This window comes from Gilliamella sp. App2-1 (assembly GCF_001690255.1).
In the GTDB taxonomy this organism is placed as follows: Bacteria; Pseudomonadota; Gammaproteobacteria; order Enterobacterales; family Orbaceae; genus Gilliamella; species Gilliamella apicola_G.
Map to the genome: position 1 here is coordinate 1 of NZ_LZGR01000015.1, position 16,762 is coordinate 16,762.

Consider the following 16,762-nt stretch of genomic DNA (forward strand, 5'->3'; position numbering starts at 1 on the left):
GAAAATGATTAAATATTTTATATTATTAGTGTATTACACAGTATGTTCAAATTGTCTTCCCATTTGGTATCGCTTACCAGTAGTAATAATAAAGAAGACAATAATAAGTATCTAGCTGTTTGCAAAAATACAATAGTTTATTGCGTTTTTGCCAAGCAGAAGTTGTTACTAATGGTGTTTTATTTTTTAAGTTTTTGTGCTTTGAAAATTTAAATCCATTAATTTGAACAACGAACAGAAAATAAAATTAAATATCTTAACTATTTATTTTAACATTAAAGCTTTATGTTAACCTGAAACATCTTTACATAGAAAAGTAACAATCGCTTTTCGTTATTAAAGGTCTTGTTATCTTTTTATCTTAATTAAAAAGGAAGTTACAGAATGAAGACATATAAAAAACCTTTATTTACCTTAGTACATAGTAATAATTCAATACCTGAACATAGAACACTGGCTTATTTGGATCCTACTTTAAATTATTATACCGATCATATCGACGAAATTATTGCCTTACGTGTTAAAGAGCTTAAATTACATCATTCTGAATATAGGGAATATCACGATAATAATAGAGGCAATAATAAAGGAGGTTTTTCTTTTGTTTTTCGAGAGATATTTGAATCAGAACATCATAAAAAACAAATTGGCATACTGAAAGATGAACTCGCTATTGCCAAAGAATCTAATAAAGTAAAGGAATTACTAAATACTCGAATAAAAGCAATTGCTAATGTTTATCCTGAATTGCAGTTTAATTTTAATGATATGCAAGTTTTACCGACTAAAGTAAAAGAGTACCTTTTTGCTCCACCTTTAATCTTAACTGAAGATAATGCGATTATGCTTTGGGATGATTAAAAAAATATTTACTTAACAATAATTAATAAAAGCCATAATTTACAGGGTTCTTCCCTGTAAATTATATTTCATTTCAATCATTTTTATGTGTAAAAGTTAATTAATAACAATTTTACTTAGTGATTAACTATTAAATGCACTTTCGCCGTGACTGTTAATATCTAAGCCTTCTCGCTCATGCTCCTCTGAAACACGCAAGCCAACACAAAGATCTGCAATTTTATAAGCAACAAAAGAAATAACTGCTGTCCAAATTACACACGTTATAATGCTCATTAATTGAATCCCGACTTGGCTTATCATAGTAATGCCTTCGGCATAACCAATACCACCTAATGATTTTGATGCAAATATGCCGGTTAAAATACAGCCCACAATGCCACATACACCATGTACGCCAAATACATCACAGGTATCATCAATTTTTATAATTCTTTTGAGTGTTGATACACCCCAGACACCAGCAAAACCACAAATAAGCCCAATTAACATAGCTCCACCTACTCCAACAAAGCCTGCTGCGGGTGTTACGCCAACTAACCCCGCTATTACACCTGATGCTGAACCTAGGCATGATGGTTTGCCTCGTAAAACCCATTCAGCTAATGTCCAAGCTAAAACCGCAGCAGATGTTGCTGCAATAGTATTAATAAAGGCTAAACCTGCAATTTCATCAGCATGCGTTGATGATCCTGCGTTAAAACCAAACCAACCAATATAAAGAATTGCTGCGCCAAGATAGACATAAGGTAAGTTAAATGGTTTTAGTGGCTCACGGTTATAACCAAGACGATTTTTAATTAAATAAGCACCGACAATTCCAGCAATTGCCGCATTAATATGCACAACCGTACCACCAGCAAAATCAAGCGCACCTTCATCGCCCAAAATTCCGCCCCCCCATACCATGTGTGCCATGGGAATGTACGAAAATGTAAACCATAACGCCATAAAGATTAATACAGCTGAAAAGCGCATTCTTTCTGCGAAGGCACCTAGAATTAAGCAACAGGTAATACAAGCAAATGATCCCTGAAATGCCACCCAAATGAGTTCATAGATCGATCCCGACACATCCTTAATACCAATACCCGTTAATAAAAAGTGGTTAAAATTGCCATAAAACCAATTTCCTTCACCAAAAGAGAGTGAATAACCATAAGTAATCCATAATACGGCAATCAGTGAAAAGGTTACAAGGACTTGAGATAACATCGATAACACGTTTTTAGCACGTAATAAACCGCCATAAAACAGAGCAATACCAGGCACAGACATAAAAAGTACTAAGGCAGTACAGATCATCATAAATCCATTATCGGCTTTATCAACTATGCCGGCTTCATCAGCAAAAGCAGAACTTGAAAATAAAATAGCTAAAGAAAAAATAAATTTTTTCAACATAACGATATCCTTGACAGTAAGTTACAGTGCTGTGTCATCGATTTCTCCAGTACGTATACGTACTACATGCTCAATTGTAGAGACAAAAATTTTACCATCGCCAATTTTGCCCGTATGTGCTGCTTTAGCCACGGTACTAATGACTTCGTCAAGCTGATCGTCACTAATGGCTAAGTCAATTTTAACTTTAGGTAGAAAATTGACATTATATTCGGCGCCACGATATAGCTCTGCATGGCCTTTTTGTCGTCCAAAACCTTTGACTTCGGTAACGGTTAATCCAGTGATACCTATGTCGGATAAAGCTTCTCGAACTTCTTCTAATTTAAACGGTTTTATAACTACGGTGACTAGTTTCATCAATCGCTCCTAATAAATATGAGATTACAAAATAAATGATGCAAAGAGCATGCCAAAAAATAACTTGTATTAAATGGAGTTATTGAAGCAAAATTTATAAAAGAAAATAGAAGGCAGTTGCTCTAAAAATTTAGGCTTAGTCGTATAGTTTGTCTACATAAAAATATTAGTAATTAAGATTTTTTTGAATATATGAATATCTTATAGTGCACTAATATGGTGCTAATGCGTATTATTAGTGCCAGCTATTAATCAATTTCTACGAGTTAGAATGTCACCATTAGCTTGCGATATTCGTCATAAGCAAAGTGATCAGTCATCCCGCTAATATAATCTTGTAATAAGCGACACCGGTAATAAAATTCCTTGCAATCATAATCTGTGTTATCTTTATGCAGTTTGCTAATTGCTTGTTTATAAGCGACACAATGTTTTGATGATAATTTATGATATAAGCGCGTTTCAATGAGATAATCTTTGTGATATTCATCTTCAACCAACTTTAAAAAGTCATCAGATGACATATCAAGCAGTGGGCTATAAATATCGAGCAATCCGCTAATAATTCGGTATCCTTGCAGTTCAATATTTTCGACCGACTCATGATTAAATATATGCTTAGATCCCACTGTTTTAAAAATATTGAGTAATTTATATTTGTCACCATGATCTTCAAGTAAGGCATGATCAAAATCCCCGTCATAAATTTTTTTAATATTTTTAATAAATCGTTTGGCTGCGTGCGGTACCAGATTGGCAATGGTATTGACGCGTAAGTACATAAAAAATTGATCGATGCCGATTGCATTGTATTCATTTTCCTCTAGTTTTTTGTAAGAGTCATTGACAACAGTATCAAACAGATCACCTTTTTTAATCGGTCCCCATTCCTCAGCTAAATATGAGTAAAGCTGTTTTGCGGTTAAGATTTTCTTTTCAACCGCATCTTCAAGATCGGCAATACAGTATGAGATATCATCGGCAGCCTCCATAATGTAAGTTAATGGATAACGATGAAATGGTTTGATATCAAGTTGTTTAGAAAGTTCCTCAATAAATGGTTCTTCTGATAAATAATAGCCCGGTTTTTTCATTAAATAAGAAAATTCAACAGGCACCGGCTTAGACCAATAAGCTGGTCTAGAATATTTCAGAATCGAGGCAATTTGTGAATAAGTTAAATTGAGGCGTAATATAGTATGCACTAAACGAATTGCTTGGGCGTTACCTTCAAAATTTGATAAATCTTGGCGAATTTTGGTTTTAAGTTCTTTTATTTGGTCATCATCGTTATCATTGCTTTCAAGCACTGGATAAACTGTCGATTTGCCAAGACCTAAGCGTTGTGTAAACCATTTATTAATAGCGGTTTCACCAAAATGACCAAACGGCGGATTACCTATATCGTGCATTAAACAGGCCATTTCAACTAAGCTTTCAATCGCCATTATACAATTATCAAGCCCATATTCTTTTAATTTTCCAGCTTTGCCTAGGCCGTTGTTGATTTCTTTGACAATGTAACGGCCCACTTGTTGTACTTCCATAGAATGAGTTAGTCTTGTTCTGACCACTGAATTACGTTCTAATGGAAAAACTTGCGTTTTTTGTTGTAGGCGACGAATGGCGGCTGAGTTTATGATGCGTCCACGATCGCTTTCAAAACAACATACTATTGAGTACTCATCAGATGGGGGGTCACGCTGTTTGCTAGCATAACGTTGATAATTGATTTTTTGATTAAAGTTGATCATAGCTCCATCCTTAATTTAATCACCTGAATTGATTTAGGCTCTTAAATCGTTAATTTTTGTTTTGCCCATTCAATACTTTTTTGATAATCATTAGGTAATAGCGGTACTAAATCCTCTAATGCTTCTAAAAGTTTATTTGATTGGTTATGAGTTAAATTTAAATGCCCTACTTTGCGCCCTACTCTAACTTCTTTTTCATACCAATGTAGATGAACTAAATTAATAGATAGCCAATTAAGATTTAATTCTGTACCAATTAAGTTGACCATAATCGATGGCGCAAAGACATCAGGCTTAGGGAGTGGTAATCCTAATATTGCACGTAGATGCAATTCAAATTGGCTTATCGAAGCACCATTTTGCGTCCAATGCCCGCTATTATGTACACGAGGAGCAAGTTCGTTGATCAATAATTCCTCACCAACAATAAAGCACTCCATTGCCATTACGCCAATATAATTCAATTTATGCATAATGGCAGATAGCATTTGCTCAGCTTTTATTTGTAATGAAGAAGATTCGTTCGGTCGTACAACACTTATTTTTAATATACCATCTTGGTGGGAGTTATTGGTAAGTGGATAAAATACCGTTTCACCTTTTGCATTACGCGCACCCACTAATGACATCTCTTTTTCAAATGGAATGGCCTGTTCAACAATGGCGTTTTGATAAATATCCTCTGGGACGGTGGTTGGGTGATTAATGGCTATACGCCATTGTCCTCGCCCGTCATAACCACCAGTTCGACGTTTTACAATTAATAGATCACCCAGTTCACCAAATAACTTTGGCCAATCTTGGGGTTGATTAAGCGCAAACCATTTAGCTGTAGGTAAGCCAAGTTCATCAAGCAGCTGTTTTTGAGTTAAACGGTCAGCAATAAGTGGAAAAACATCCCGATTGATAAAATGGGGATGCTTGGCTAATATCTGTGTAAATGGGGTATCAGACCATCGTTCAATTTCAGCTGTTATTACCGACTGTTGATATGGAATAACTGTCGGATCGACTTCCTGTCCAACTGGATAGACTTTAATACCTATTGGTTCGCCAGCTTGCTTAAGCATTCGCCCTAATTGCCCGTTACCCAGTACACAAACAGATTGAAGTTTCATGTTATGCATTCACTCTTGGATCAGGCTGATTTAATACCTCATCAGTTTGAGTTAGTCGCCATGTAGATAAGCGTTGATAAATATCTTTATCATGTAAAGCAAGAATCTGCGCAGCAAGTAATGCCGCGTTAGCTGCGCCAGACTTACCGATTGCTAAACAACCAACCGGAATCCCTTTCGGCATTTGAACGATAGAATAGAGACTATCTATGCCATTTAGTGCGGCACTTTGTACGGGAACACCTAACACGGGAACTAATGTTTTAGCAGCTAACATGCCAGGTAGATGAGCTGCACCACCCGCACCAGCTATGATTACCTCAAAACCTTTTGGCTTAGCATCTTCAGCAAAGCGAAATAACTTATCGGGGGTACGGTGAGCAGAAACGATTTCAACATGATAGGGAATAATCAATGCATCAAGAATATCGGCAGCATATTGCATGGTGTCCCAATCAGTCTTAGAACCCATGACAATCGCAATTTTAGGTTGAGTGTGCATGACAAATGTTTGAACAATTAAAATAGGATGTGTGTAAAGTATACACCAAAATGAGTTAATTGGGATAGCAAGGATTTTACCTCTTGCCAATAAATACGCCTGATACTAGTGATATAATTATAAAATTACCGCCAAATAGTACCGACGGTAATGGAAAAGTTAAGCTTTTATTGCAGCCTCGATTTGCATGTCGATAGAGATTCCTTTTTCATTAACCTTGCTTATACTACACAACCTACTGGTTTAGTGTCTTATACCAACCATCCATTTTATTCTTTGTTCATTGCAGTAAAGACACTTTTATTGATTAAAAATAATGTTGCATCCAATACGCGATTTATCGCTGTTAGCGCTAGCCAATATGTTGCCGATTTCAGCTAATGCTCTTTTGGTTTATATACAAGTATCATTTTTAAGATCAGCAAGATCACAGGCGTAATAAATGACATTATTATGAATCACAGCTTCAGACCACCGATCATCTAGATCAATTCGTGTTATTGTCATCATATTTTCCTTGTTGGGTGAGTTATTAAGACACTTTAATAAAATCAGCACGCAATTTTTTGATTTCATCCCGCAGTACACCCGCTTTTTCAAACTCCAGATTTTGAGCCGCTTCATACATCATTGCTTCAAGTTCTTTCACTTTTGCCTGTACATCTTTAATAGAGACATAATGATAAGGTTTACCGGGTTCAAATGCTTGTACTTTAGCTGTTGATTTCTTGGTACTTAAACCTGCCTCTAGTACGTCTTTAATTTCTTTGCGTACTGATTTTGGTGTAATGCCATGTGCTGTATTAAAATCTTCCTGTTTTTTACGACGACGAGCAGTTTCCTCAATTGTTTTTTGCATAGCTGGAGTAATTCTATCAGCATATAATATCGCTTTACCATTCACGTTTCGAGCTGCACGTCCTACCGTTTGGATAAGGGAGCTTTCGGAACGCAAAAAACCTTCGCGATCCGCATCTAATATTGCTATTAACGAAACTTCAGGTATATCTAAACCTTCTCGCAATAGGTTGATTCCCACTAGTACATCCACTTTACCTAAACGTAGATCGCGAATGATTTCCATACGTTCGACCGTGTTGATATCTGAATGTAAATATTTGACATTGACATCATGTTCTGACAAATAATCGGTTAAATTTTCTGCCATGCGTTTAGTTAGTGTGGTCACCAAAACTCGTTCATCGTTGTTAATCCGAATTTTAATTTCGGATAAGAGATCATCAACCTGTGTCGCAACGGGTCGAACTTCGATAATGGGGTCCAATAACCCTGTAGGTCTAACGACTTGTTCAATAATTTCGCTACCTGATTTTTCAATTTCGTATTTAGCTGGTGTTGCCGATACATAAATGGTTTGTGGCATGATGTTTTCAAATTCTGAAAACTTTAAAGGCCTGTTATCTAGCGCTGATGGTAAACGAAAACCATATTCGACCAAATTAAGTTTTCTCGAACGATCGCCATTATACATAGCCCCTATTTGCGGAATAGCTACATGCGATTCATCAATAAACAACAAGCCATCAGCAGGTAAATAATCAAATAATGTTGCTGGTGGGTCACCCGGCTTACGCTGAGCTAAAAAGCGGGAATAGTTTTCGATGCCAGAGCAATACCCCAACTCGGTCATCATTTCGATATCAAATAATGTTCGCTGAGTTAAACGTTGTTCCTCTAGTAGCCGATTGTTATCTAACAACACTTTTTGACGCTCTTTAAGCTCTTGTTTAATTTGTGCAATAGCATTTTCCATAATGTTTCTTGGCGTTACATAGTGCGTTTTTGGATAAATTGTTATTCGCGATACTTCATTTATGCTATTGCCTGTAAGTGGATCGAACATAACAATACGATCGACTTCGTCATCAAATAACTCTACGCGCACTGCCAGTTCATCTGAATCAGCAGGAAAGATGTCTATTACATCGCCACGAACACGAAACGTACCACGACTAAAGTTGATTTCATTACGTGTGTATTGCAATTCGGCCAAGCGAGTTAAAATTGACCGCTGATCGGTGATAGTGCCTTTTGTTAGGTGCAATATCATCGACATATAGGTTTCTGGTGCACCTAGACCATAAATTGCCGATACCGAAGCAACGATCACCACATCACGTCGTTCGAGTAACGATTTAGTGGCTGAAAGGCGCATCTGCTCTATATGCTCATTGATTGAAGCATCTTTTTCAATAAATGTATCGGTTGAAGGTACATAAGATTCAGGTTGATAGTAATCGTAATAAGATACGAAATACTCAACCGCATTTTTAGGGAAAAAGGCCTTCATTTCGCCATATAACTGAGCGGCCAACGTTTTATTGGGCGCTAAAATAATTGTTGGACGATTATGCTTAGCAATAACGTTTGCCATGGTAAATGTTTTACCCGATCCCGTTACACCCAACAATGTTTGATGAGCAATCCCATCTTCAATATTTTGATTAATTTTTCTTATTGCTTCAGGTTGATCACCAGCTGGCTTGAATTCGGAACATAATTTAAATTTTTTCATCACATCACAACCTAATATTTTACCTATTAATAAAAATTATCCCCAAAAGGACTTGACCTTTTAAAATCTTCTATTTTTCGTTCTATTAACTTTCTTGTTTATAAAAAAGGTAACTAATTTACAACTTGATTTATGATAACTAGTTGATAAAAAACAAAAAATATATTCATGGTTAAGTTACAGTCAAATTAAGAAAAATCCTGATGCTTACTGAGGTTAGCGCTTTTTTCAATAAACTACTCACAGAGTTATCCACAGGCAACGGGGATAACTTCATAAGTATAGTCTTTATAAACTTTTTTCAATTATCAAGATAAATTTTCAAAAAAAAATCCCTTTTCTTTTAATGTTTATTCCTATTTTTAACCTAAGTTTTAATAGGTTTAACTAATTGTTTCACTTAGCTGTTCAATTTTGTATTGATAGCTATGATCGAAGTTGGGAACAAAAGTTAATCGGTGAGTGATACATTTTGGCGCATCTTCTGCGTGATGGGACACAAATAGCAACTGCGTGTTCCCTTCACTAATTAAACGATCTATCCAACGTTTTACTAATTCTCGATTAAGATAATCAAGCCCTTGTAAGGGTTCATCTAAAATAAGCAGAGTCGGATGTTTGACCAAAGCTCTAGCAATTAAGACTAATCGTTGTTGTCCCCAAGAAAGTGATTGAAACGGTTTATCTGCTAGCGCTTTTAATCCTAATAATTGTAACCATTCATCAGCCAATTTGGCTTGTTTATCACTGGTCGCCTGATAGATACCAATCGAATCAAAATAACCAGATAATAATACAGTTTTAACACTAGAACTAACTCTATAATCTAAATGTAAGCTACTACTGACATAACCAATATGACGCTTAATATCCCAGATTGTTTCACCAGAACCACGTTTACGTCCAAATAAAGTCAGATCATTGCTATATCCTTGTGGATGATCACCGGTAATTAAATTTAATAGCGTCGATTTACCTGCACCATTAGGCCCAACAATTTGCCAATTTTGTTGAGCTTTTACTTGCCAAGTTAATCCATTAATAATTGCTTTATCACCATAATGAACATAGCCATTGTTTAATATGACACGATCTAATTGCTCAGTTAATTGAGTTGGTGGTTCGTCAGCTTCTGGTAATGGTAGATTGGGAATATTTTCCAAATCAGTTAATTGCTTAACTGTTGTATCGTTTAATATTGTGTCCTTTGTATCAATTTTCAATAGTTGACAATCGGCTAGTATGCCAATATTTTCGATAAAAGTAGGAATTTCACTAAATCGATTTAAAACAAGAATAATAGTAATACCTTGCTTAGCAAGATCAGATAGTATTTCGGCTAAATTTTCACGTGACGCTATATCTAAACCATCAAAGGGCTCATCTAATATCAGAAGCTCTGGCTGCTGCATCAAGACTCGACAGATTAAGACTTTACGTGTTTCACCAGTTGAAAGATATTTAAAACGTTTGGTTAATAGATGTTCTATCCCAAATTGTGTTGCTAATTGTTGACAACGTGCTTGATTAAAGGTATTTTCTTGAATGATTTGCTGAGTAGTTAATCCAGTATCATTCTCGCCTTTGCTTAGCAAATCAGTATTATTACGTTTCCATTCATCATCAAACAGTTTTTGTAATTGTTCAAACGATATATGAGCTGTAGATTTAAATTGATTGATTACTTTGCCTGATAATAATGTTTGTTCACCGCTCAATGCTTTAACTAATAGGGATTTACCACTACCATTACGCCCCACAAACGCAATATTGCTGCCTTGATTGATTGTCAGCGATTCAATGGTAAAAACTTGGTAGTCACTAATTTTAAAATGTGCGTTTTCTATTTGTAGCATGATAACCTCATATTGCTAAACTAATGTCGCAACAATAATATGTTGTGGATGAATAAATAACGTAGTTTGTTTACCTACGGTTAGGGCTGATTGTTTAACTTCATCAGCCAACTTGCTAGCATAAAACACGACGCCAGAAGATAATGAAAAAGCAATTTCGCTCCATTTACCATCAGTCGTGATTTTTTCAACAGAAACTGATAAACAGTTCTCGTTCCCGATTTCATCTTCATTTTGGAATTCAATCAGCGGGGCTTTAATAAGTAACAAGACGGTTTTATCAATACTCAAATTTAACCGATCGATACTCGACTGTGTAATGTAAACTGTTAACTCAGTTTGATTATCACAGAGTAGTACAGTAATAAAACCAGCAACATCGCTTGTTTGAATCTGCTTAACTGTACCATATAACTGATTTCGTGCACTTGTTTGCAATGATAATCTTGCAGTAGCTTTTAAAATATCATCCAATGGGACCTTATCATCACTCAATATGTTAAATGCAGTTTGTTGCAGCTGAGTTAATAGATCATAAAGTTGAATAAATCTAACAGCATAAGCACTCAACTTAGTGCCGCCGCCTTTTTTACCGCCAATTGCGGTAATTAAAAAAGGTTTAGGCGCTAATTTGTTAATTTCATTGACAGCATCCCACGCTGTTTTATAGCTAACGCCAATTTGCTTGGCAGCCTGACTTAATGAGCCGGTTTGTTCAATTGCTTTTAACAGCATAATGCGCCGTGGATCAGTAAATAACTGTTGCTGAATATTCAACGTTAATAAAATTTCAGGAGAGAACATAATTTAACACCATGCACAACCAAGCTGGAGGAGATAAGAGTGATTATTGTAAACGCTTTTTAGTATTCCATCAAAATATGCTACAAATCTTATTGATTGCTGTCTGGTATCAGTTTAGTTGTACTTTATAAATAAATTTTGCTAATATCGATATATATTTTTTTATATAGCGGTTGTTAGGTATTTTACTTAACCAGTGAAGATATTTCATCACAGCCAAATATCGACAAAAACATGAATCATCAAAATTAACTTATTTTTATTGTGAGAAAATAATGAAGAAATTGATTGGAATTATTGGTGCTTTGGCAATGATAGCGATGGCTTTTTCAGCAATAGCAGCTGAAAAATTGACGGTATTTGCCGCATCGTCATTAACTAATGCGATGCAAGATATTGCAACGGCTTATAAAACTCAACATCAAGATGTGGATATTGTATTTTCGTTTGCTTCGTCATCAGTATTAGCGAAACAAATTGAACAAGGTGCTTCAGCCGATATATTTATGTCAGCCGATCAAAAGTGGATGACTTACCTTATTGAGCATAATATAGCGAAGAATAAACAAGACCTCTTAAAAAATGCATTAGTTCTTATTGCCCCAAAAAGTTCACCATTAGATAACGTCTTAATTAATACCAATACCAATTGGCAAGCGATTTTACCTAAAGACGAAAGAATCGCTATTGGCGATCCTGATCATGTTCCAGCTGGACTTTATGCAAAAGAATCACTCACTAATTTAGGAATATTTGACCAATTGAGATCACAATTGGCCCCAGCTAGCAATGTGCGGGACGCTTTGATGTTAGTTGAGCGTAACGAAGCCGCCCTTGGCATTGTCTACAGCACCGATGCCAAAGTAAGTGATAAAGTAAATATTATTGGGGCCTTCCCTACAGATACATTTAAGTCAATTGTGTATCCCATCACGTTATTAAATACAAAGGCAGTTGATTTTTACCAATATTTAAACTCACCACAAGCTAAAGCCATTTTTGAGAAGTATGGATTTATAACAAAATAATTTAATAAGTAAGTCATGTAATAAAATATGCTATTAACAGAATTTGAATGGCAAACCTTGATACTTAGTTTAAAGATAGCCTTCACGGCAATTGTCTTTAGTTTACCAATAGGTGTTTTAACGGCTTGGGTATTGGCACGTTGTCACTTTTTTGGTAAATCACTATTTGATAGTATTGTACATCTTCCACTTGTTTTGCCACCAGTTGTTTTAGGTTATTTATTATTAATAACCATGGGGCGACATGGTGTTATTGGTGAGTGGTTAAATTACCATTTTAATATCAGTTTTAGCTTCAATTGGCAAGGTGCAGCTTTAGCTTCAGCTGTGGTTGCATTTCCCCTAATGGTACGTTCGATTCGTTTAGCCATTGAATCCATTGATATACGTCTTGAAAACGTTGCTCGAACTCTTGGAGCCCATAAGTGGCGAGTATTTATCACCATCACATTACCTTTAGCCTTTCCTGGGGTTTTAATGGGAATAGTACTCGGCTTTGCACGTTGTTTAGGAGAATTTGGGGCAACAATTACATTTGTATCAAATATTCAAGGTGAAACGCGGACCTTACCACTCGCAATGTACACATTTCTGCAAATCCCTAATGGTGAACAAGGTGCATTACGACTTTGTGTTATTTCGATTATATTGTCACTCATTGCCCTTTTTTTATCCGAATTATTAAATCGATGGCATAAGAAGAAGCTAGCAGGATAATTAAGTATGTTAAAAATAGATGTTAGAAAAAAATTTGCTTCGTTTTCATTTCAATTCAACTATGAAATAGATTGTCAAGGTGTTACCGCTATTTTGGGTGTTTCTGGCTCGGGAAAATCAACGTTAATTAACCTTATTAATGGGTTAATTAAACCTGATCAAGGTTATATTCAACTACATAACGTACCTTTGGTTGATTGTGATAATCGTCTTTTTGTTGTTCCAGAAAATCGGCAGATTGGTACCGTTTTTCAAGATGCATTACTCTTCCCTCATTATAAAGTGATTAAAAATTTAACTTATGGTGCTAAAGACTTCAATTCTTCAAAATTTGACGAAATCGTGAATGTACTTAATATCCACTCATTATTAAATCGCTATCCAGCAATGTTATCTGGAGGCGAAAAACAGCGGGTGGCAATCGGTCGAGCACTATTAACCAATCCTCTATTGCTACTGATGGACGAACCGCTTTCCGCCCTTGATATGCCCAGAAAAAAAGAGCTGTTAACTTATATTGATGAGTTAGCCAATGATTTAAATATACCGATTATTTATGTAACACATAATATTAATGAAGTTAAAAAGATAGCTAATAATGTAGCAATTTTAGATCAAGGCAAGCTGATTGAGTTTGGTAAAGTCGAGCAAGTTTTACAAAGTGATTATTTGAAAGGATGGTTATAAAGAGCTAAAGTATTACTATTTTGTTCTTGTTTGATATATGTCACGCCATCATGCCATGCCCCCAGCACGATACGCGTTGCACGGTTGTCTTCAATTTGAAAATGATGTGTAGCTGGTTTGTGCGTATGCCCATGCACCATAATATCCGCATTATATTTCATCATTATTTCAACCACCGCTTGTTGATTGACATCCATAATGGTTTCAGATTTAATTTGATTATGATGGCTACTTTTTTGCCGTAACTTAGCCGCAATTTTAAGTCGAACAAAGCGTGGCAGTAATAAAAACAGTTTTTGTAACCATTTATTATGCATAACTTTTCGGAATTTTTGATATTGATGATCATCAATACAAAGTAAATCACCATGTAAAAAAATAATATTTTTTTCTTGATTGGGCAAACAGTTAATTTCTGGCAATAAAATCATATCACACTGCTGAGCATATCTTTTACCTAACAGAAAATCACGATTACCATGCACAAAATATTTTTTGATATGACGTTTTGATAAGGCTTGTAATGCCTGTGCAACTTGGTAATATAAGTTTGTTTCTACATCATCCCCAACCCAATAGTCAAACAAATCACCTAAAATATACAGTTCGCAATTATCGGGTAATGTGTTTAAAAAAGACAGAAAGCCTGCGGTTATACCCATATAACCATCAGGCTCATTATCGGTTAGATGAATATCAGCGATAAAATAACGAACAGGATTATTCAACCGTAACACTCGTAATAATGACATCTTCCACAGGAACATCTGAATGCATACCGCTACGCCCTGTTTTAACGACTTTGATTTTATCAACCACATCAAGCCCTTCGACGACTTGTGCAAAAACACAATAGCCATAGCCATTAACATCCGCAGAGCGGAAATTAAGATAATCATTATCAACCACATTGATAAAAAACTGTGCTGTCGCAGAGTGTGGATCAGATGTACGTGCCATTGCTAATGTGCCACGATTGTTTTTTAATCCGTTATCCGCTTCGTTTTTGATCGGATCTTTCGTTTTTTTCTGCTTCATGCCTGGCTCAAAACCGCCACCTTGAATCATGAAATTATTAATAACACGATGGAAGATTGTGTTGTTGTAAAAACCGTCTTTGCAATATTCAACAAAATTTTTAACGGTTTCTGGCGCTTTGTCGTCAAAAGTTTTGATTTTAATATCACCTAAATTAGTGTGAAATGTAATCATGACATGTTCCTTATTTTTTATTTAATGTACATCTTTAGAGCAAAATTTAGTGAGCCTTAATCAATTTGACTTACTTACTAAATTTTTCACATGCTTCAAGCGTGTTACTCATTAACATAGCAACGGTCATTGGACCAACACCGCCAGGCACAGGCGTTATCCAACCTGCCCGTTTAACGGCAACATCAAACTCCACATCGCCGGCTAGTTTACCATCTGGCAAGCGATTGATACCAACATCAATCACGATTGCGCCTGGTTTTATCCACTCACCCTTAACATAATTAGGAATGCCAACTCCTACAACAACGATATCCGCATTACTCACATGTTTGGCTAAATCAATAGTACGACTATGAGTAATGGTTGTTGTGCAGCCTAATAACAATAATTCTAATGCCATTGGACGACCTACAATGCTTGATGCACCAACCACAGTGGCATTTAATCCTGATAAATTAATACCGGTTGACTCAAGCATTTTAACCACACCATATGGTGTGCATGGTCGTAAAATCGGATCGCGTTGTAATAAGTGGCCAATATTGTAAGGATGAAAACCATCAACATCTTTACTTGGATCAATACGTTCAAGCACCTTAGTTTTATCAATATTATCAGGTAAAGGAAGTTGCACTAAAATACCATGTACATCTGATCGTTGATTGAGTTCGTCAATTAATGTCAACAATTCATCAGTAGTCGACGTTGGGAAGTCATATGCAAATGAAATAAAACCAACATCATCACAAGCTTTTTGCTTATTTTTGACATAGATTTTTGATGCGGGATCTGAACCCACTTGAATTACTGCAAGCCCAGGAACAGATAGACCTTTTTCAATACGTGTGTTAACTTTATTAGCAATGTCAGTTCGTATTTGTTGTGCTAATTCTTTTCCATCAATGATATGTGCAGTCATAAGCTTCCGTTTAGCTATCCGAATAAAGGTACTATTTTCGCAAAAGTTTTTATTAATGTCTATTTACTTGTAAGGTGATTAATTAAGTTGAGCTAATATTTGTTTGTATTGCGCATCAATATCGGTAATAACTGAACAAATATGGGCATCAAAAGCTTTTAATTTAGGTTTTTGAGCTTTCCACTCATTTTTAGAGATTTGTTTGATTGCGCCTAAATTTTTAAAGAAATCGAAATGTAAAATACTGCCCCCCACCACATTATAAAAAATACGTTGACCGATATCTTCTCCATCTTTTTTTAAATTATTAAAATTTTGGTAGAAAAATCGTGTATTACCATTTTCAGTAATAATCGAAGCATGTAATAACTTGACTAAACGTTTATAGAATTTGTCTAATTCATTTTTAAGCCCATTATCATCGCCCAATTGATTTTTTATTGCTTGTTCAAAAGTTATTTTAACCTCTAACAAAAGGTTTAAATATTGTTGTTCTAACTGTGGTAACTTTTGTCGTAAATCTTGTTGAAATAGAGCCAGTTTCTTTTGTAATAAAGGATTAAGTATTGCTGATTTTTTATTTAAGACGACATTGCCATTTGGAGTGATGTTTAAATCATTTTTTTTATTAAAAATACGTACACTTTCTTTGCTTATCGTAATATCATAACTGGGTTTAATCTCACACTCTTTTTTAGCTGCAAAGACAGAGATAGGTAACAATAAAGCAATCAATAATAAATTTTTCAACATATTTATATCCAGTTGGTTAATTAATATAGATTATAACTTCTACTAGATAATAAACATAATAAAGTTGAACGCATGCTGTAATATAATTAAAAAAATTAAATAAAATCAATAACTTTCCTGACCGATTTTTATAGAAATACAATTACCTTTCTGTCACGGTAAAAGGAGGTTGTGAAATTGTGAAAAAATAAGCAACCAAATTCAAGTTTTTAGCCATAAAGCTAGTTGACTTTCCAAATCCTTTATCA

General features: G+C 35.3%; 16 protein-coding genes. 4 read left to right on the forward strand and 12 right to left on the reverse strand.

Translation table 11 applies throughout. The features are described 5' to 3' along the window. Positions 1 to 384 precede the first annotated feature (384 nt). Positions 385 to 861, forward strand: coding sequence for a hypothetical protein (locus A9G22_RS01655; RefSeq protein ID WP_065587434.1), 477 nt, complete (start codon positions 385 to 387; stop codon positions 859 to 861). 123 nt (positions 862 to 984) lie between these two features. On the opposite strand, the gene amtB is transcribed toward A9G22_RS01655, so the two are convergent. The 8 genes from amtB to A9G22_RS01700 form a co-directional block, all read right to left on the reverse strand. Further along, complete coding sequence (gene amtB, locus A9G22_RS01660; RefSeq protein WP_075508237.1) at positions 985 to 2,265, reverse strand: ammonium transporter AmtB; 1,281 nt, start codon at positions 2,263 to 2,265, stop codon at positions 985 to 987. Between the two features lie 21 nt (positions 2,266 to 2,286). Continuing rightward, positions 2,287 to 2,625, reverse strand: coding sequence for a P-II family nitrogen regulator (glnK, locus tag A9G22_RS01665; RefSeq protein ID WP_065587432.1), 339 nt, complete (start codon positions 2,623 to 2,625; stop codon positions 2,287 to 2,289). Between the two features lie 266 nt (positions 2,626 to 2,891). Further along, positions 2,892 to 4,379, reverse strand: coding sequence for a dGTPase (dgt, locus tag A9G22_RS01670; RefSeq protein ID WP_075508238.1), 1,488 nt, complete (start codon positions 4,377 to 4,379; stop codon positions 2,892 to 2,894). A gap of 41 nt (positions 4,380 to 4,420) precedes the next feature. Beyond that, on the reverse strand, positions 4,421 to 5,497 hold the full coding sequence (gene purK, locus A9G22_RS01675; protein ID WP_075508239.1) for a 5-(carboxyamino)imidazole ribonucleotide synthase: 1,077 nt from the start codon (positions 5,495 to 5,497) through the stop codon (positions 4,421 to 4,423). Between the two features lies 1 nt (position 5,498). Next, the gene (purE, locus tag A9G22_RS01680) at positions 5,499 to 5,999 is read right to left on the reverse strand and encodes a 5-(carboxyamino)imidazole ribonucleotide mutase (RefSeq protein WP_075508246.1); all 501 of its coding nucleotides are present in this window, start codon (positions 5,997 to 5,999) and stop codon (positions 5,499 to 5,501) included. A 532-nt stretch (positions 6,000 to 6,531) separates the two neighbouring features. After that, entirely contained in the window at positions 6,532 to 8,538 is a 2,007-nt protein-coding gene (uvrB, locus tag A9G22_RS01690; RefSeq protein WP_075508240.1) for an excinuclease ABC subunit UvrB, read from the reverse strand. 380 nt (positions 8,539 to 8,918) lie between these two features. Next, positions 8,919 to 10,391 (reverse strand): molybdate ABC transporter ATP-binding protein ModF, encoded by a 1,473-nt coding sequence (gene modF / locus A9G22_RS01695; protein ID WP_065587427.1) that lies wholly within the window; start codon positions 10,389 to 10,391, stop codon positions 8,919 to 8,921. Between the two features lie 15 nt (positions 10,392 to 10,406). Then, positions 10,407 to 11,195, reverse strand: a complete 789-nt coding sequence (locus A9G22_RS01700) for a TOBE domain-containing protein (protein ID WP_065587426.1) — start codon at positions 11,193 to 11,195, stop codon at positions 10,407 to 10,409. Between the two features lie 275 nt (positions 11,196 to 11,470). On the opposite strand from A9G22_RS01700, the gene modA reads away from it, so the two are divergent. From modA to modC, 3 genes are read left to right on the forward strand one after another with little or no spacing between them, the layout of a single operon-like run. Further along, positions 11,471 to 12,223, forward strand: a complete 753-nt coding sequence (modA, locus tag A9G22_RS01705; RefSeq protein WP_075508241.1) for a molybdate ABC transporter substrate-binding protein — start codon at positions 11,471 to 11,473, stop codon at positions 12,221 to 12,223. Between the two features lie 27 nt (positions 12,224 to 12,250). Next, positions 12,251 to 12,940, forward strand: coding sequence for a molybdate ABC transporter permease subunit (gene modB, locus A9G22_RS01710; protein ID WP_075508242.1), 690 nt, complete (start codon positions 12,251 to 12,253; stop codon positions 12,938 to 12,940). A gap of 6 nt (positions 12,941 to 12,946) precedes the next feature. Beyond that, positions 12,947 to 13,627: a molybdenum ABC transporter ATP-binding protein gene (modC, locus tag A9G22_RS01715; RefSeq protein ID WP_065587423.1), complete on the forward strand. Its 681-nt coding sequence runs from the start codon at positions 12,947 to 12,949 to the stop codon at positions 13,625 to 13,627. On the opposite strand, the gene A9G22_RS01720 is transcribed toward modC, so the two are convergent. The 4 genes from A9G22_RS01720 to A9G22_RS01735 form a co-directional block, all read right to left on the reverse strand. Beyond that, a complete protein-coding gene (locus A9G22_RS01720; RefSeq protein ID WP_065587422.1) occupies positions 13,606 to 14,379 on the reverse strand; it encodes a UDP-2,3-diacylglucosamine diphosphatase in 774 nt (257 codons plus the stop codon). The genes modC and A9G22_RS01720 overlap by 22 nt on opposite strands. Next, positions 14,348 to 14,839: a peptidylprolyl isomerase B gene (gene ppiB, locus A9G22_RS01725; protein WP_065587421.1), complete on the reverse strand. Its 492-nt coding sequence runs from the start codon at positions 14,837 to 14,839 to the stop codon at positions 14,348 to 14,350. Before ppiB ends, A9G22_RS01720 begins: the two co-directional genes overlap by 32 nt. Before the next feature lie 70 nt (positions 14,840 to 14,909). Further along, positions 14,910 to 15,761, reverse strand: coding sequence for a bifunctional methylenetetrahydrofolate dehydrogenase/methenyltetrahydrofolate cyclohydrolase FolD (gene folD, locus A9G22_RS01730; protein WP_065587420.1), 852 nt, complete (start codon positions 15,759 to 15,761; stop codon positions 14,910 to 14,912). Between the two features lie 78 nt (positions 15,762 to 15,839). Continuing rightward, a complete protein-coding gene (locus A9G22_RS01735; RefSeq protein ID WP_065587419.1) occupies positions 15,840 to 16,514 on the reverse strand; it encodes a DUF2884 family protein in 675 nt (224 codons plus the stop codon). Positions 16,515 to 16,762: the final 248 nt, after the last annotated feature.